Annotated in this window: 18 protein-coding genes; 8 read left to right on the forward strand and 10 right to left on the reverse strand. The window is 70.7% G+C overall.

Features of this window, described 5'->3' with window-relative positions; all coding sequences use genetic code 11:
* Window positions 1–132 (forward strand): non-reducing end alpha-L-arabinofuranosidase family hydrolase (locus IE251_RS41770; RefSeq protein WP_506005329.1); only part of this gene is annotated, 132 nt, incomplete at its 5' end.
* A 52-nt stretch (window positions 133–184) separates the two neighbouring features.
* Here the strand turns inward: IE251_RS41770 and IE251_RS27960 are convergent.
* Window positions 185–565 (reverse strand): hypothetical protein, encoded by a 381-nt coding sequence (locus IE251_RS27960; protein WP_189755771.1) that lies wholly within the window; start codon window positions 563–565, stop codon window positions 185–187.
* Between the two features lie 258 nt (window positions 566–823).
* Here IE251_RS27960 and IE251_RS27965 point away from each other — a divergent pair, with 258 nt between their 5' ends.
* A complete protein-coding gene (locus IE251_RS27965) occupies window positions 824–1345 on the forward strand; it encodes a hypothetical protein (RefSeq protein ID WP_189755772.1) in 522 nt (173 codons plus the stop codon).
* 59 nt (window positions 1346–1404) lie between these two features.
* On the opposite strand, the gene IE251_RS27970 is transcribed toward IE251_RS27965, so the two are convergent.
* The 3 genes from IE251_RS27970 to IE251_RS27980 all read right to left on the reverse strand — a co-directional run bounded on the left by IE251_RS27970 (window position 1405) and on the right by IE251_RS27980 (window position 2795).
* Window positions 1405–1827 (reverse strand): DUF3618 domain-containing protein, encoded by a 423-nt coding sequence (locus IE251_RS27970; protein ID WP_189755773.1) that lies wholly within the window; start codon window positions 1825–1827, stop codon window positions 1405–1407.
* Entirely contained in the window at window positions 1824–2252 is a 429-nt protein-coding gene (locus IE251_RS27975; protein ID WP_268253347.1) for a phage holin family protein, read from the reverse strand. Before IE251_RS27975 ends, IE251_RS27970 begins: the two co-directional genes overlap by 4 nt.
* A 75-nt stretch (window positions 2253–2327) precedes the next feature.
* Complete coding sequence (locus IE251_RS27980; RefSeq protein WP_189755774.1) at window positions 2328–2795, reverse strand: ATP-binding protein; 468 nt, start codon at window positions 2793–2795, stop codon at window positions 2328–2330.
* 168 nt (window positions 2796–2963) lie between these two features.
* Between IE251_RS27980 and IE251_RS27985 the strand changes: the two genes are divergently transcribed.
* Together IE251_RS27985 and IE251_RS27990 are read left to right on the forward strand one after the other, a co-directional pair.
* Window positions 2964–3833: a helix-turn-helix domain-containing protein gene (locus tag IE251_RS27985; protein WP_189755775.1), complete on the forward strand. Its 870-nt coding sequence runs from the start codon at window positions 2964–2966 to the stop codon at window positions 3831–3833.
* Entirely contained in the window at window positions 3830–4015 is a 186-nt protein-coding gene (locus IE251_RS27990; RefSeq protein ID WP_189755776.1) for a DUF397 domain-containing protein, read from the forward strand. The genes IE251_RS27985 and IE251_RS27990 overlap by 4 nt, the downstream gene beginning before the upstream one ends.
* Before the next feature lie 60 nt (window positions 4016–4075).
* Here the strand turns inward: IE251_RS27990 and IE251_RS27995 are convergent, their stop codons facing one another.
* Window positions 4076–4624 (reverse strand): hypothetical protein, encoded by a 549-nt coding sequence (locus IE251_RS27995; RefSeq protein WP_189755777.1) that lies wholly within the window; start codon window positions 4622–4624, stop codon window positions 4076–4078.
* Window positions 4625–4750: 126 nt separating this feature from the next.
* On the opposite strand from IE251_RS27995, the gene IE251_RS28000 reads away from it, so the two are divergent.
* Complete coding sequence (locus IE251_RS28000) at window positions 4751–5977, forward strand: helix-turn-helix domain-containing protein (protein ID WP_189755778.1); 1227 nt, start codon at window positions 4751–4753, stop codon at window positions 5975–5977.
* On the opposite strand, the gene IE251_RS28005 is transcribed toward IE251_RS28000, so the two are convergent.
* Window positions 5961–7607 carry an MFS transporter gene (locus tag IE251_RS28005; RefSeq protein WP_189755779.1) on the reverse strand — a complete coding sequence of 549 codons (1647 nt, stop codon included), beginning with the start codon at window positions 7605–7607 and terminating at the stop codon, window positions 5961–5963. The genes IE251_RS28000 and IE251_RS28005 overlap by 17 nt on opposite strands.
* An 89-nt stretch (window positions 7608–7696) precedes the next feature.
* On the opposite strand from IE251_RS28005, the gene IE251_RS28010 reads away from it, so the two are divergent.
* Window positions 7697–8062 (forward strand): winged helix-turn-helix transcriptional regulator, encoded by a 366-nt coding sequence (locus IE251_RS28010; protein ID WP_189755780.1) that lies wholly within the window; start codon window positions 7697–7699, stop codon window positions 8060–8062.
* A gap of 215 nt (window positions 8063–8277) precedes the next feature.
* A complete protein-coding gene (locus IE251_RS28015) occupies window positions 8278–10167 on the forward strand; it encodes a rhamnogalacturonan lyase (protein ID WP_189755781.1) in 1890 nt (629 codons plus the stop codon).
* 35 nt (window positions 10168–10202) lie between these two features.
* Here IE251_RS28015 and IE251_RS28020 read toward each other — a convergent pair whose 3' ends face one another.
* Together IE251_RS28020 and IE251_RS28025 are read right to left on the reverse strand one after the other, a co-directional pair.
* Window positions 10203–11219, reverse strand: a complete 1017-nt coding sequence (locus IE251_RS28020) for a zinc-dependent alcohol dehydrogenase family protein (RefSeq protein ID WP_189755782.1) — start codon at window positions 11217–11219, stop codon at window positions 10203–10205.
* A 213-nt stretch (window positions 11220–11432) separates the two neighbouring features.
* Window positions 11433–12074, reverse strand: a complete 642-nt coding sequence (locus IE251_RS28025; RefSeq protein ID WP_189755783.1) for a ScbR family autoregulator-binding transcription factor — start codon at window positions 12072–12074, stop codon at window positions 11433–11435.
* 357 nt (window positions 12075–12431) lie between these two features.
* Between IE251_RS28025 and IE251_RS28030 the strand changes: the two genes are divergently transcribed.
* On the forward strand, window positions 12432–12959 hold the full coding sequence (locus IE251_RS28030) for a DUF3291 domain-containing protein (RefSeq protein WP_189755784.1): 528 nt from the start codon (window positions 12432–12434) through the stop codon (window positions 12957–12959).
* Between the two features lie 105 nt (window positions 12960–13064).
* Here IE251_RS28030 and lpdA read toward each other — a convergent pair whose 3' ends face one another.
* Window positions 13065–14465 (reverse strand): dihydrolipoyl dehydrogenase, encoded by a 1401-nt coding sequence (lpdA, locus tag IE251_RS28035; protein WP_189755785.1) that lies wholly within the window; start codon window positions 14463–14465, stop codon window positions 13065–13067.
* Between the two features lie 91 nt (window positions 14466–14556).
* Window positions 14557–15561 carry a methylmalonyl Co-A mutase-associated GTPase MeaB gene (gene meaB, locus IE251_RS28040; RefSeq protein WP_189755786.1) on the reverse strand — a complete coding sequence of 335 codons (1005 nt, stop codon included), beginning with the start codon at window positions 15559–15561 and terminating at the stop codon, window positions 14557–14559.
* Between the last annotated feature and the right edge of the window lie 4 nt (window positions 15562–15565).

Below are 15565 nucleotides of genomic sequence, written 5' to 3' on the forward strand. Positions count from 1 at the left end.
AACAACCCCGACCAGACCATGACCATCGACCCCTGCAACCTCCAGCTCCTCTACCAGGGCAAGTCCCCGTCCGCGAGCGGTCCTTACGACCAGCTGCCGTGGCGCCCGGGTGTCCTCACCCTCCAGCGCTGACCGTCAGCCCCCGCCTCGAGGAACCCCGGCCGTGCGGCGGCCGGGGTTTCTCTCATGGTCGACGACGCCGTGCGAAGGCGGCGGCGACCGCCATCACCGTGGTGCCGCCGGCGGCAGTCCAGAACACGAGCTTGGCGTTCGGCCCGTTGACCGTCCGCAACTCCCCGTCCGCGTGGCGGCAGAACGAGTCGGGCGGGAAATACCGCGAGACAGGGGTGCCACCCGTGCCGTAGCAGGGTGACGTGTCGGGAAACAGGGTCGGCTGCGCGCGCTGCGAAAGAGCCCCTCCGGCGAGCACGGTCAGCCACCCGGCCGCCAGGAACCCGATCAGCAGCCGGCCGGGGATCCTCGCCCGCCGTCCCAGCAGCCATATCAGGGCGGTCGGCGTGACGAACACGGCGGACACGGCGAACAGCAGGACCAGAGTCTTCATGTTCCTTCGGCTTCGCTGATCACGGATCCGCCGGACGGCTTCAGGGCAGCGTATCCGGCGGCTCCGCGCCCCGAACACCCGGTGCGCCGGGGTGCCTTGGGCGGGCGGGACGTCGCGGTGCCGTCCCCGTAATGTCACGAACGTGTCTTGAGCGCGAGCGCGAGGCAACTCGGGCAACCCGGCCGCCTATCAATGAGGGCAGAAGGCCACACGGGTGAACAGTCGCCCGGACCGCTCGCAACAGAGGACGGACACAGCATGCGCACTCGGAAGATCTCGGCACTGACCCTCACCGCCGTGGCCCTCGGCCTGGCGCTGACGGCATGCGGTAACGACGACGACGCCAAGCCGTCCTCTTCCGCTTCCGCGTCCGCCTCCGCTTCGGCGAGCGACTCGTCGGCCACGGCCACGAGCACCCCGGGGTCCGGCAGCGCGGAAGGCAAGTCGTCGGACACCTCCGCCAAGCCCGACACCGCCGGGAGCAAGTCGTCCGGCACCTCCGGTACGTCCGGCACCACGCAGGGCAAGTCGTCGGGGGCGCCCGCGCAGGCCGCCGTGAAGTGCACCGACAAGATCAACTACGCGGGCGACCCGCGCTCCAACGCCGAGATCAACTCCATCGGCGAGCAGACCGGCACGTGTCCGCCGGTGCAGAAGCCCGCGTCCGACGACAAGAAGTGCACGGACAAGATCAACTACGCGGACGACGTGCGGTCCAACGCCGAGATCAACTCCATCGGCGAGGAAACGGGCACGTGCCCGCCGGTCAAGCGGAAGTGACCACAACGCGGAAGGGGGCCGTCACCCACGGGTGACGGCCCCCTCTCGCGTCCCTCCGGCTACCTCTTGCGGCGGCAGGCCAGCCACAGCAGCAGCGTCGTCGCGCCGCCGGCGAGCAGCAGTACGCGGTTGTCGCGGGACCAGCGCGCGGTCCGGGCGGTGGTCTGCAGCACCGGCTCCGGGGCCTTCTCCTGCAACAACCGGCCCGCCTGCGCGGCCTTGGCGGCGGCCTGTTCCTTCACCTCGGCGGCCTTGACGGCGGCCTGGCTCTTCACCTCGGCGGCCTTGACGGCGGCTTGGTCCTTCACCTCCACCGCCTGCTGCCGCACCTCGGCGGCCTTCTCCTTGGCGCGGGCCTTGACGTCCGTCTTCGCCGCGAGCGCCTGGACCGTCTCGCCCAGCTCCTGACGGGTGTGCTCGACCTGCTCGCGCAGTTCCTCCGGGCCGGACGCGGTGGGCTCGTCGTGGGGCGGCTGGGTCATCGGTGCGCACTCTCCTTGATCTCGGCCACATCGGCCTTCACGTTCTTGATCGCCTGCTCCGGCGCGGGCGGCGCCGCCGCGGCGAACTGTTTCTTCCCGGTCAGCGCCATCACCCCGGCGATCACCCCGAGCACGGCGGTGACGATCAGGGCTGCGGCCCACACCGGCAGCGTCACGGCCAGCGCCGCGATCACGGTGGCGACCAGGGCCTGGAGCGTCAGGAACCCGAACAGCCCCGCGCCGCCGAACAGTCCGCCGCCCTTGCCGTAACGCCTGCCTTTCTCCTTCATCTCCGCCTGCGCCAGCCGCATCTCGCCCCGCACCAGCTCCGTCAGCTGCTGCGAGGCCCGCTGGACCAGCTCGCCCACCGGTTCGGATCCGTGCGCCTGACGGTCTGCCTCGTAGTAGGGCTGCGTACGGGACACGGCGATCACCTTCCAGACCTGCGTGGCGTGCGGTATTTCCGTCGTGCACACGCGGGTACCCAGCTCGGGGCGGGTTCACCGCCCCTTCGTCGGCGGCCGGCCCGGGCGTACGACGTCCACCTCGGCCCACACCGTCTTCCCGGACGGCGGGTACGGCTCCGTGTCCCACCGGTCGGCGAGCGCGGCCACCAGCAGCAGGCCCCGGCCCGACTCCGCCTCCTCCGGCCGGACCGTCGTAGCGGGCGCGGGGAGCCGGTCGCCGCGCGCGTCGCTGACCGCGACGCGGAGGGTCCCGGCGGTGACATCGAGGCCGAGGACGAGCCGGAAGCTGCGCCCCCGCACCCGCCCGTGCACGGCCGCGTTGGCCGCGAGTTCCGCGACGATCTGCTCCGCGCGGTCGATGACGGTGGGTGACAGCCCCCAGGCGTGCAGCTCTCCTACGGCGAGCAGCCGGGCCAGGCGCGCGCCCCGGCGGGTGGAGGACAGCAGCTGGGAGAACGAATGTACGGTGGCGTTGGGGAGTTGGGGTGTCGTGGGGGTCATGGGATCACCGTGGCGGGCGCGAACGGCGTTGTTCCAGAGGCCCGCCCCGTACGCTGTGTCAGCGTACGGGCACTTTCGGTAGACAGTACGCAATCCCTGCCGTCACTCTGGGTGCTGTCGAGCGCGGGGGACGCAGCACGGAACGTACGCACCTGGAGGTGGCCGCGGATGACGCACGGCGGCGCGAGCGAGAACGATGACGACCTGGCGGTCCCCGAGGTGGAGCGGGAGCCCGATCCCTCCGACAGTCTGCGGACGTTCGGAGCGGTCGTCCAGGCCCTGCGCGAACACGCCGGACTGAGCAGGGAGGAGTTCGCGCGGTTGGTCCAGTTCTCCAAACACACCGTGGAATCGGTGGAGTTGGGGCGGCGCATGCCCGACGAGTCCTTCGTGGAACGGGCGGAGGAGGCGTCGGGAAACACGGGCGCGCTCCGCAGGGCCGCGAAGTACCTGACCCGGGGAGAGGCGGGCCTCGCGGCGTGGTTCCGACGCTGGGCCAGGCTGGAGAAGATCGCGGTGAGTCTGAGTACGTACGAGTGCCGGTTGGTGCCGGGGTTGTTGCAGTCGCCTGCGTACGCGAGGGCGGTGTTCGAGGGCACCGTACCCGTGGCACCGGACGACCAGTTGCAGGACTTCATGGCCACGCGGATGGAGCGGCAGCGGATGCTGTTCGAGCGGCCGACGACGCCGTTCAGCTTCATTGTCGAGGAACACGTTTTCCGGCGGAGGTTCGGCGAGACCGAGCAGATGAAGGAGCTTCTCGACCACGTGCTGGAGCTGAGCGCACCGCGCAATGTGACGCTTCAGATCGTGCCGCTGGAGGCTGGACTGCACGCGTGCCTGGATGGGCCGCTCCAGCTCGTGGAGACTCCCAAGGGTCAGCGTCTCGCCTACTCGGAGGGGCAGCAGAACGGCCGTCTTATCTCCGACCTCAGAGAGGTGAGCCTGCTGCAACAGCGCTATGACACACTGCGCTCGCAGGCCCTGAACGCCAAGTACTCGCGGGGTCTGTTGGAGCAAATCCGAGGAGATCTATGAGCACGACGGAACTCGCCTGGTTCAAGTCCAGCTACAGCGGCAGCCAGGGCGACAGCTGCGTTGAAGTTGCCGTCACGGATCAGGCCGTGCACGTGCGCGACTCCAAGGACGTCACGCGCCCGGACTTCGCCGTCGGCCGGGACGGTTGGGCGCGGTTCGTGCGGTACGCGGCCGGAGGCTGACGCGTGGGGGAGGCGTGCCGTCCGCGACGACATGCCTCCCGCTGGTCGTGGCAACGGCCCTCACGGCGGTGTCTCTATCACCTCGCGAGCGCGCCGGGCGAACCGCTCCCGGCTCACTTCCACCGCGTCGACCGCGTCCTGCAGACCGGTGCGATAGCCGTCGTCCGGTGCCTCACCGGCCGGCAGGTCGCGACGCACTCCTTCGAGGTACGTCCGCAGGGACCTCACCTCCGACCACACGTTCACGGCTTCGACCGCGACGGATTTCGGTCCCATCAGATCGAGCCGTGCCTGTGCCTTGTAAAGGGCGTCCACCGCGGTACCGAGTTCGGTGACGGCTTCGCGCAACACCTCGGCCGAAGGCGGGGAGCCCCGCGCCCAGTGACCGTCGCGATGCGCGATCCGGTGCAGCACGCCGTCGACTGGTTCCGCCGCCTTCATGAAGGCGAGGTACGCCTCCAGACGTTCGCTCCGCAGGGCGCGACTGTGTTCCACCGCACCCTGGTCACGCGTCTGCCGGCGAGCGGCCGCGTACGTCAGCCACGAGGTGCACAGGGTGCCGACGACGCCTACTCCGGCTCCCGCCACGGCTGCCCAACCCTGGTCCATGCGGACCATCCTGACGCGGCACGCCCACGCACGGGATCTGTTCCCCGGATCTTCTCGTCTTCTAGACTCACCAGCCGACCAGTCGCCACACGTGGAATACCACAGGCATGGCTTGGAGGCGGGCAGATGGCCGCAGCACCACATCCCCGACCGGATGATCCGCCGGAGGATTCGGCGCAGCGATTCGCTTGCGAGTTACGTGCTCTGCGTGACGCGGCAGGCAACCCGACATACCGTCAGATGGCCGCGCGGACGGGCCAGTCGCCCGGTGCCCTGTCCGATGCCGTGCGGGGCAGGCACCTGCCGCCCCTCGAGGTCGCGTTGGCCTATGCCGAAGCCTGCGGCGGCGACCGTACGGAATGGGAGCGGCGGTGGCGGGCGGCGCAGGCCGGCTCCGCGACCGCACCGGCGCCGAAACGCCGGTGGCCCCTCGTCGCCGTCGCCGGGACCACCGCACTCGCGTTGGCGGTCGCCGGAGTCATTCTCGCGAAGCGACTCGTGCACGAGTCACCACCGGCGGACTCCACCGGCCACTCCGCTCGCTTCTTCGCCGATGACGATGTCTTCAACCAGCGTCATCCGCACCCCCGCCCGGTACCCGACTCCGCGCGGATGGTCACCGATCTGCTCGCCCTGGGGCGCGTGGAGTTGCGCACGGGCAAGGCCAGTCCCGTGGTGTACCGGGCCGCCCCCGGCACTCCGACCTACGCGGTCACCCCACGCAAGCATGTCGGTCAATGGGGGGCCAATCCGTTCGAAGGCATCGGATTTCCCTGGGACGCGACCTGGGAAGCGCCACTGGAGCGCCAGTGGACGGTGGTGATCGCACCGGACGGGCGTGCGCTGGAATGCTGGCTGGCCAAGGTGCGGGACGGGAAGCCGAGCTGTGAATGGGGAGCGGTGTCCGATATCCATGGCTCGTCGGTCTCCGCCAAGGGCCAGGGCACCGGCAGCGGCCTCTCCCGCCTCGCCGGAATGATCACCCGCGCCGACTGGAGAGCCGGGCACATCGACCACGCCCTCAGCTTCGGCAGCCCGGACAACAACAGCCAGTACGTCTACCCGGCGGTCGGAAGTGACGGCAGGCGTCAAGGCCCTTGGCGTGAGGGCCAGTTCATCTGGCTGGACCGCGCGTACGACATCGAGGCCGACACCTCGCTCACACCGTACGAGCGGGTGATCGCGAAGGCACTGCAGGAGTACGGCGCGTTCGACGTCAAGAACTCGGCGCAGTTCGGTTTCGTCTCCGAGTACGGATCGAAGCCGCCGGGCAGCAAGGAAGACTACGCGTCCCTCGAACACATAAAGTTCGCGAAGTACCTGCGCGTGGGGACGATCACTCCCTCGTCATGACCGAGCCGGCCCGCTCCGTCGCTCGGTGTTCTCCGGTCTGCCCGGTGCCCCGGCGGGGGCGCAGCAAGGTTGCCGCCATGAGCGCGGTGGCGGCCAGGCCCGCCGCCGCGATCACCGACACTACGGTGAAGCCCCGGTCGTAGGCATGCTGTGCCGAGTGCAGCAGCTCGCGGGCGGTCCGGGACGGCACATGTGTCATGACGTCCTCCGCCGCGGCGAACGACTCCCGGGCCCGGGCCCGCTGGTCTTCGGACAGGCCCGGCACCCGGGACAGGTCCGTGCGGTACACGGCGGTCAGCACGCTGCCCAGGACGGCGACACCGAGTCCCGCGCCGAGTTCGAACGACGTCTCCTGAATGGCCGCAGCCTCCCCGGACCGCTCGGGCCGCGCGGCGCCCATGATGGAATCGGCACCCAGGGTCATGACGACGCCGGCGCCGTACCCCGCGGCGAGCAGCGGGACGAGCAGGACGCCGTAGTGCGCGGTGTCGCCGACGGCCGCGATGGCGGCGTACGCGACGGCGAACAGGGAGAGCGCGCCGGTCAGCGCCCAGCGGTTGCCCCACCGGTTCGCCGCCCAGGGGGCCGTGACGGCGCCGAGGGCGTTGGCGCCCGCCGGCGGCATCAGCGCGAGCCCGGCACGCAGCGGCGAGTACTCGCCCACCTGCTGGAGCCACTGGGTGAGGAAGAACAGCAGGGCGACATAGCTGCCGAAGCAGCCGATGACACACAGCGTGGCGGTGTTGAAACGGCGTTCGCGGAAGAGGGCGAAGTCCAGCAGTGGCTCGGCGATGCGTCGTTGCCGCCGGACGAAGGCGAGGATCAGGGCGGCTCCGACGAGCCCGGTGACGACGATGACGGTGTCCGGCCCGGCGTGTTCGCCGGCCTGCTTGAGCGCGTAGACGACGCCCGCCAGACCGGTGACCGACAGCACGGCACCGGCCACGTCCCAGCGGCGGGGTTCCGGGTTGCGCGACTCGGGGATGACGCGTGCACCGACGGCCAGGATGACGAGAATGACGGGGACGTTGATGAGGAACACTGCTCCCCAGCCCCATTTCCCGGTGACCAGACCGCCCGCCAGCGGACCGATGGTGGCCCCGACGCTGTGCGCGGAGGTCCAGATGCCGAGGGCGATGGCGCGCTCGCGGTCGTCGGGGAAGACCACCCGGATGATGGCCACCGTGGACGCCATGATCATCGCCGCGCCGGCACCGAGCGCGGCACGGGCCGCGATGAGCTGTGCGGTCGAGGTCGAGAAGGCGGCCGCGGCGGAGGCGACGCCGAAGGTGAGGAAGCCGCTGAGCACCATGCGGCGCCGGCCGACGCGATCGCCGAGAGTGCCGCAGGTCACCAGGAGGGCGGCGAGCGTCAGGGAGTAGACGTCGACGATCCACAGCAACTGGGCGGGGCCCGGTTCCAGGTCCCGGCTCAGGCTCGGCACCGCCACGTGCAGGACGGTGAGGTCGATGCCGCACAGGAAGAGGCTGCCCGACACCACGGCCAGGACCGACCACCGCTGTCGCGCGGGGAGGTCCGGCCGGGCCGGCCCCTCGGCGTTCACCGAACGGCCCGCACTCTTCTGCCCTTCGGCTGGACCGGCAGCGGTGGGCGCCTTGCTCTCCGTCATGGTCCCAGCGTCCGCACGTACCAACACCGTTCGCAAGTACGGTCATTCGTGTCACCTAGTACCACGCTGTATACCCATGGAGGTCGGGGATGCGTTCCAAGGTGGAGGAAGCCTCGGAGCACTGTGCGGTCGAGTTCGCCATGGAGTTGCTCGGCGGCCGTTGGAAACTGGCCATTCTCAAACAGCTCGTCTCGGGCACGCACCGGTTCGGCGAGTTGCGGCGTGCGCTGCCGGGCGTCACCCAGCGCATGCTGACCCGCCAACTGAGGGAGCTGGAGGCGGACGGGCTGGTGGAGCGGACCGTGTACCGGGAGGTGCCGCCGCGGGTCGAGTACGCCCTCACCGACGTCGGCCGCACGCTGGACTCCATCACGGAGCAACTGGACGCGTGGGGCCGCTGGTACCGCGACACGGTGCGCCGTGAAGCGCCGTCCGGACCCGTTGCGTCCGCCTGACCGCGCGCCGGTGGGTCCCGGCTGCCGATGAGGACGCCGAAGAAATCGATGCGGATGCCGACGAAAGAAACGCAACCGAACACCACCGAACACGACCTCCGTCAGAATCCTTGACCGGTCATCACCGCGTCCCTAACCTCACACCGCGTGGGAGCGTTCCCATACCCGCGTGAACGCCTTGCCGACCGCGCGCCCCCCACCCCCCGGAGGTCATCGTGACCGACGCACACCCGCCTGCCCGCACCCCCCGGTGGTCCCGGCGCACGAGACACCGGCTGACCGTCGGCCTGGCCGCCGCCGCGCTGGCCGCCACCGCGCTCGCCGGACTGCCGGGGACCGCGCACGCGGCGACCGCGCGGCAGGTGGAACGCCTCGACCGGGGCCTGACCAGCGTCCACACCGGCAGCGGCAACCTGGTGTCCTGGCGCTGGCTCGCCACCGACCCGGACGACGTGGCGTTCAACGTCTACCGCGGTGGCACCAAGCTCAACTCCTCGCCCGTGACCGCCTCCACGAACTACTTCGACTCCGGCGCCCCCGACTCGGCCGACTACACCGTCCGCGCGGTGGTGGGCGGCGCCGAGCAGCCCGCCTCCGAGCACGCCCTCCAGTTCCGGCCCGGCTATCTCGACGTACCGATCTCCCCGCCGGCCGGCGGCACCACCCCGGACGGAGTGGCGTACACCTACGAGGCCAACGACGCGAGCACCGGCGACCTCGACGGCGACGGCCGGCTCGACCTGGTCCTGAAGTGGCAGCCGACCAACGCCAAGGACAACTCCCAGTCCGGCTACACCGGCAACACCTACGTCGACGGCATACGGCTCGACGGCACCCGCCTGTGGCGTATCGACCTGGGCCGCAACATCCGCTCCGGCGCCCACTACACCCAGTTCCAGGTGTACGACTACGACGGCGACGGCAAGGCCGAGGTGGCGATGAAGACCGCCGACGGCACCCGGGACGGCACCGGCGCCGTCATCGGCGACGCCTCCGCCGACCACCGCAACTCCAGCGGCTACATCCTGTCCGGCCCGGAGTACCTGACCATGTTCAACGGGCAGACCGGCAAGGCGACGCAGACCGTCGACTACGTCCCCGCCCGCGGCACGGTCTCCTCCTGGGGCGACTCCTACGGCAACCGCGTCGACCGCTTCCTCGCCGGCACCGCCTACCTGGACGGCGCCCGCCCCTCCCTGATCATGGCGCGCGGCTACTACACCCGTACCGTCATCGCCGCCTGGGACTGGCGCGACGGTCGGTTCACCCGCCGCTGGACCTTCGACACCAACTCCTCCACCAACTCCGGGAAGGGGTACGACGGTCAGGGCAACCACGCCCTGTCCGTCGCCGACGTGGACGCCGACGGCAAGGACGAGATCGTCTACGGCGCGATGACCGTGGACGACAACGGCGCCGGCCTGTGGACCACCCGGATGGGCCACGGCGACGCGGCCCACCTCGGCGACCTCGACCCCGCCCGGCCGGGCCTGGAGTACTTCAAGGTCGACGAGGAGTCGGGCAAGCCGGGCTCCTGGATGGCCGACGCCCGCACCGGGCAGATCCTGTGGCAGACCGCCTCCGGCTCCGACAACGGCCGGGGTGTCGCCGGTGACATCTACGCCGGCAGCCCGGGCGCCGAGGCGTGGTCGGCCTCCGACACCACCCTGCGCTCGGCGACCGGCGCCGCCCTCGGCCGCGAACCCTCCAGCGTCAACTTCCTGTCCTGGTGGGACGGTGACACCGTCCGCGAACTCCTCGACGGCACCCACATCGACAAGTACGGCACCTCCGGCGACACCCGGCTGCTGACCGGCTCCGGGGTCTCCTCCGACAACGGCACCAAGTCCACGCCCGCGCTGTCCGGGGACATCCTCGGCGACTGGCGCGAGGAGGTCGTCTGGCGCACCGCCGACAACCGCGCCCTGCGGATCTACTCGACGCCGTACCAGACCGGCACCAGGATCACCACCCTGCTCCACGACACCCAGTACCGCACGGCCCTGTCCTGGCAAAATACGGCCTATAACCAGCCCCCGCACCCCAGCTTCTTCCTTGGTGCCAACATGCCCACCGCACCACGCCCGACCGTCTACACGCCCTGAACGGCGGGCAGGGGGCCGACCGGTTCACCGGGGCGTCAGGGTCTGAGGAGGGTCTTGATGGCGCGGCGCTCGTCCATGGCGCGGTAGCCCTCGGCGACCTGTTCCAGGGGCAGGGTGAGGTCGAAGACCTTGCCCGGGTTGATCCGGCCGGTCAGGACGCGGTCGATCAGGTCGGGCAGGTAGCGGCGCACGGGGGCCGGGCCGCCACGCAGGCCGACGTGGGAGAAGAACAGCTCCTGGCCGTCGACGGCCACCTCGTGCGGTAGGCCGACGAAGCCGACGTTGCCGCCGGGGCGGGCCGAGCGCAGGGCCTGCCGCATGGCCTCGGCGGTACCGACGCACTCCAGCACCGAGTCGGCGCCGATCCCGCCGGTCATCTCCTTGACGCGGGCGACACCCTCCTCGCCCCGCTCGGTGACGATGTCGGTGGCGCCGAACTCCCGGGCGAGCCGCTGCCGGGGCTCGTGGCGGCTCATGGCGATGATCCGCTCCGCGCCCAGCTCCCCGGCGGCGATGACCCCGCACAGGCCGACGGCGCCGTCACCGACCACCACGGCGGTGCACCCGGGCCGGACCTCGGCGGCCAGCGCGGCGTACCAGCCGGTGCCCATCACGTCGGACACGGCGAGCAGGCCAGGCCAGAACTCCTCGTCCGGCACCCCGTCGGTGGCGACCAGGGTGCCGTCGGCGTGCGGGATGCGTACGTACTCGGCCTGGCAGGTGCTCATGAACTCACGGTTCAGACAGTTGGACTGCCAGCCGTTGCGGCAGTTGGCGCAGGTGTTGTCCGACGTGGCGAACGAGCCGACGACGAACCGGCCCGGCCCGACCGAGGTGACCTCGCCGCCGACCTCCTCGACGAACCCGATGTACTCGTGGCCCATCGGGTGCGGCTCGCCCAGCGGCTCCAGCCCGCGGTAGGGCCACAGGTCGGAGCCGCAGACACAGGTGACGGCCGTGCGGATCACGGCGTCGGTCGGCTGGAGGATCCGCGGCGCGTCGAGGGTCTCGAAGCGTATGTCACCGGGGGCGTGGATCACTGTTCCGCGCATGGGGGACCCCTTACGTGCTGGTGGGCCGCCGGGCGGGAGGGGAGCCGCCGGGCCCGTGTGCGGTGTGCGTTCCGGTATGTGCCACGTCTTCCAGGTAACCGGCTTTCCGGCCGGTCGGCGAGTCACCGGTGAGGGGCCGACGGAAACGGACAGGTCTGTCTGATTCCGGCTGGACCGGGGAGGAGGAGAGGGCGGGGGCGGCGGGTGGGTCGGTCAGGCTTCCAGTGAACTTTCCGGCGTCGGTGCCGGTGCCGGGGGCGGGGTCGTGCGCAGGCGGCCGATCAGGCCGGGGATCACCAGGCCGGGCAGCATGAAACGCCAGAAGACGCCGATGCGCTCCAGCAGGTCCTGCCGCTCGCTGTAGGCATGGGACATGATCTGGAGTCCGGTGAAACAGCCGACGACCGTCGCGGCGGCCTCCTGGACGTCGACGCCGGGCAGCAGCTCACCGCGCTCCGCGGCCTGGCCCAGCAGCTCGGTGATGGCCGTCCTCGACTGCTCGTAGGCCGTCTCCGGCGGGCAGGAGAGCGAGGTCTGCTCCACCGTCAGACGTACGGCGGCGCGCAGGACCGGGTCGTGCTGGAGCCCCTGGGCGAACTGGAGGGTCAGGTCGATGACGCTCTGCACCCGGATCGGCTGCTCCGGCGACCCCAGGGCCTCGGCGTGCGCCTCGATCACGGCCAGGGCGATCGCTTCCTTGGAGGGGAAGTGGTGGTAGAGCGAGCCTCGGGTGAGCCTGGTCCGGGCCAGGATCTGGTTGGTGCTCGCCGCGTCGTAGCCGCGCTCGTCGAACACCTGGGCGGCAGCCTCCAGGATCGCGCGCCGGGATCGCTTGCCGCGTTCCTGTTGTGCCATGGTGCCGCGTCCTTACCCCGGGTCCAACAGACTTGTCTGTACGGTATCGGCAAAGGACGACTGCGCGATAGCCGTCGGGTCCGCCCCGGACGATGTGCGCTTCCGAGCCGTCCTGTCCGTCGTCCTCCCAGCCGTGCTCCGGACGGATCCCGGAGTCGGCCTCGCTCCTCAAGGGTCCACAAGGACCAGCGCGAGAGGGCCACTTGTACGGGGAAAACGCAACTTCGACAGGGGTCGCGCAGGCGGCTACCTTCGGCTGGTCTTCGGCGGTTATCACGGTCGCGCAGGGGGTTTCCCGCGCTGAGCCGTCCGCCGGATTCGGGTCCGCATCACGCACCCCCAGCCAGGGAGAGACGCATGCCCCACCTTGCTCTGTACACATTCGGCGTCCTGAAGTCACCGCTCGCCGATCCCGCGCCCGCCACGCAGGAGTTCTACGCCACCGGTGCGGCCGTCTATCCGGAGATCGGCCGGCGGCCCGGATACCTCGCGCACGCCGAAGCGGCGGACGGAGCCCGGGGCGAGTTCTTCGAGGCGGACTGGGGCGCGTGGGGTGAGTTCGCCGTACCGGCCTGGTACGACAAGGGCCGTACGGCCGAGACCACCGCCCTGGCCACGACCCTCTCCCTGTGGACCGGCCTGCGCCCCGCCTTCGACGCCGTCTACACCGGCCGGCACCGCGAGGCGCTGAACAGGCGCTACGACTGGTTCGAGAGGTCGGCGCACCCCAACTACGTGTTCTGGTGGGTCTCCGACGGCGTGATACCCACCTGGCAGGACGGCGTCGCCCGCCTGGAACACCTCCACGAACACGGCTCAGCGGCACACGCCTTCACCTTCCGCCACTCGTTCACCTCGGACGGAACACCGGCCGTGACCTCGTAGCCGTTCCGGCGGGAACCGGGCAGCGGACCCGCAGACGACCGGACGGAGGGCGGACGCCCGCCGGGTGGTGCGCGGTGTGGGGGGCGTCCGCCGGGTGGGGCAGGGCTACATGTTGATCATGTGGCCGGCCAGGCCGTGGACGGCCTCCTTGACCGCCTCGCCGAGCGTCGGGTGCGCGTGCACGTTGCGGGCGATCTCGTGCACCGTCAGGTCCCACTGCTGGGCCAGGGTCAGCTCCGGGAGGAGTTCGGTGACCTCGGGGCCGATGAGGTGGGCGCCGAGCAGCTCACCGTGCGTGCCATCGCTGATGATCTTGACGAAGCCGACGGGGTGGCCCAGGCCGTGCGCCTTGCCGTTGGCGGTGAAGGGGAACTTGGCCACCTGGACGTCGAAGCCCCGCTCGCGGGCCTGCGCCTCCGTCCAGCCGAAGCTGGCCACCTGGGGCTGGCAGTAGGTCGCCCGCGGAATCATGGTGTAGTCCAGCTCCATGGTCTCCGCGTCCGCGATGGTCTCCGCGGCCACCACGCCCATGGACTCGGCGGCGTGCGCCAGCATCAGCTTGGCGGTGACGTCACCGATGGCGAAGATGTGCGGCACGCTGGTCCGGCACCGGCCGTCGACGTCGATGGCGCCGCGCTCGGTGAGGCGTACCCCGGTGTTCTCCAGGCCGTAGCCCCGTACGTTCGGCGCGAAGCCGATGGCCTGGAGCACCTTGTCGGTCTCCAGGGTCCGGCGCTCGCCGTTCTTGTCGACGGTCACCCGGACCCGCGGGCCCGAGTCGTCGATGCTCTCCACGGCCGTGCCGGTCAGCACCTCGATGCCGAGCTTGCGGTAGTGCTTCGCCAGCTCCTTGGAGATCTCCTCGTCCTCCAGCGGGACCATGCGGTCGAGGAACTCCACGATGGTGACGTCCACGCCGTAGCTGCGCAGCACATAGGCGAATTCCACACCGATGGCACCGGCGCCCGCGATGACGATGCTGTCCGGCAGCGTCTCGCTGAGGATCTGGCTCTCGTAGGTGACCACACGGTCCGACAGGGAGGTGCCGGGCAGCAGCCGGGGCGTGGCGCCCGCGGCGATGATGCAGTGGCCGAACGTCACCGCCTCCGTGCGCCCGTCCGGGTGGGTCACCGTCAGACTGTGGTCGTCGGTGAAGACACCCCGCCCCTCGAACTGGGTGATGGCGTTCTTCTTCATCAGATAGTGGACGCCCTTGACCCGGCCGTCGGCGACCTTGCGGCTGCGCTCGTGGGCGACCCGGTAGTCCGCGGACACCTGGTCGCCCACGGAGATCCCGTACGCCTTGGCCTCGTTCGTGACGAACTGCACCATCTCGGCGTTGCGCAGCAGTGCCTTGGAGGGGATGCAGCCGACGTTGAGGCAGACACCTCCCCAGTAGCGTTCCTCCACCACGGCGGTGGACAGGCCGAGTTGCGCGCTGCGAACCGCCGCGGTGTAGCCGCCCGGGCCCGCTCCTAGAACAACGACATCGAAATGTTGGCTCACAAGAAGTCGATCCTCGTCCGGCCGCGGCTTCCCGCGCAACCCCTTCAGGTGCCGGGTGGTCCCGGAGGCGTGCCCCCGGGACCGCTCCCGGTCAGTTCCCGGCCGCGGGATCCGTACGGCCCTCGAAGGCGGCCAGGATCCGCTCCGCCGCCAGCGTCGCCGTCAACTCGCCCTCCCGCACCCGCCGTTCCAGGTCCGGGGCGGCCGCGCGGACCGCCGGATCGGCGTTCAGCCGGCCCAGCAGCTCGTCCCGGACCATCGCCCACACCCAGCCGACCTGCTGGTCCCGGCGCCTGGCCGCCAGCCGCCCGGTGCTCTCCAGCAGCCGGCGGTGCTGCTCCAGCCGCTCCCACACCGTGTCCAGACCGGCCGACTCCCGCGCGCTGCAATGCAGCACCGGTGGCGTCCAGAAGGCGTCCTTGCCGTGCATCAGCCGCAGCGCGCCCGCCAGTTCGCGGGCCGCGGCCCGGGCGTCGCGCTCGTGCGGGCCGTCCGCCTTGTTCACGGCGATCACGTCGGCCAGCTCCAGGACGCCCTTCTTGATGCCCTGCAACTGATCACCGGTGCGGGCCAGGGTGAGCAGCAGGAAGGAGTCGACCATGTCGGCGACCGCCGTCTCCGACTGGCCCACCCCGACGGTCTCCACCAGGATCACGTCGTAGCCGGCCGCCTCCATCACCACCATCGACTCCCGGGTGGCCTTGGCGACCCCGCCCAGCGTGCCCGCGCTGGGGGAGGGCCGGACGAAGGCCGCCGGGTCGACGGCCAGGCGCTCCATCCGGGTCTTGTCGCCCAGGATGGAGCCGCCGGTGCGGGTCGAGGACGGGTCGACGGCGAGCACCGCGACCCGGTGGCCCAGCGAGGTCAGCATCGTGCCGAACGCGTCGATGAACGTCGACTTGCCGACACCGGGCACCCCGCTCACACCGATCCGCCGCGCCCGGCCGCTGTACGGCAGCAGCTCGGTGAGCAGCCGCTGCGCCAGCTCCCGGTGCTGTGGCCGGGTGGACTCCACGAGCGTGATGGCGCGGGCCACCAGGGCCCGCTTGCCGTCGAGCACACCCTTCACATAGGTGTCGAGATCGATCGCTGCCATCGCC

Source organism: Streptomyces eurythermus, from assembly GCF_014649115.1.
In the GTDB taxonomy this organism is placed as follows: Bacteria; Actinomycetota; Actinomycetes; order Streptomycetales; family Streptomycetaceae; genus Streptomyces; species Streptomyces eurythermus.

What these genes read in the sequence shown, in the direction of transcription:
- IE251_RS27960 (WP_189755771.1), bottom strand. Translation starts at nt 565, where the DNA reads ATGAAGACTCTGGTCCTGCTGTTCGCCGTGTCCGCCGTGTTCGTCACG.
- IE251_RS27965 (WP_189755772.1), top strand. Translation starts at nt 824, where the DNA reads ATGCGCACTCGGAAGATCTCGGCACTGACCCTCACCGCCGTGGCCCTC.
- IE251_RS27970 (WP_189755773.1), bottom strand. Translation starts at nt 1,827, where the DNA reads ATGACCCAGCCGCCCCACGACGAGCCCACCGCGTCCGGCCCGGAGGAA.
- IE251_RS27980 (WP_189755774.1), bottom strand. Translation starts at nt 2,795, where the DNA reads ATGACCCCCACGACACCCCAACTCCCCAACGCCACCGTACATTCGTTC.
- IE251_RS27985 (WP_189755775.1), top strand. Translation starts at nt 2,964, where the DNA reads ATGACGCACGGCGGCGCGAGCGAGAACGATGACGACCTGGCGGTCCCC.
- IE251_RS27990 (WP_189755776.1), top strand. Translation starts at nt 3,830, where the DNA reads ATGAGCACGACGGAACTCGCCTGGTTCAAGTCCAGCTACAGCGGCAGC.
- IE251_RS27995 (WP_189755777.1), bottom strand. Translation starts at nt 4,624, where the DNA reads ATGGACCAGGGTTGGGCAGCCGTGGCGGGAGCCGGAGTAGGCGTCGTC.
- IE251_RS28000 (WP_189755778.1), top strand. Translation starts at nt 4,751, where the DNA reads ATGGCCGCAGCACCACATCCCCGACCGGATGATCCGCCGGAGGATTCG.
- IE251_RS28005 (WP_189755779.1), bottom strand. Translation starts at nt 7,607, where the DNA reads ATGACGGAGAGCAAGGCGCCCACCGCTGCCGGTCCAGCCGAAGGGCAG.
- IE251_RS28010 (WP_189755780.1), top strand. Translation starts at nt 7,697, where the DNA reads ATGCGTTCCAAGGTGGAGGAAGCCTCGGAGCACTGTGCGGTCGAGTTC.
- IE251_RS28020 (WP_189755782.1), bottom strand. Translation starts at nt 11,219, where the DNA reads ATGCGCGGAACAGTGATCCACGCCCCCGGTGACATACGCTTCGAGACC.
- IE251_RS28025 (WP_189755783.1), bottom strand. Translation starts at nt 12,074, where the DNA reads ATGGCACAACAGGAACGCGGCAAGCGATCCCGGCGCGCGATCCTGGAG.
- IE251_RS28030 (WP_189755784.1), top strand. Translation starts at nt 12,432, where the DNA reads ATGCCCCACCTTGCTCTGTACACATTCGGCGTCCTGAAGTCACCGCTC.
- meaB (WP_189755786.1), bottom strand. Translation starts at nt 15,561, where the DNA reads ATGGCAGCGATCGATCTCGACACCTATGTGAAGGGTGTGCTCGACGGC.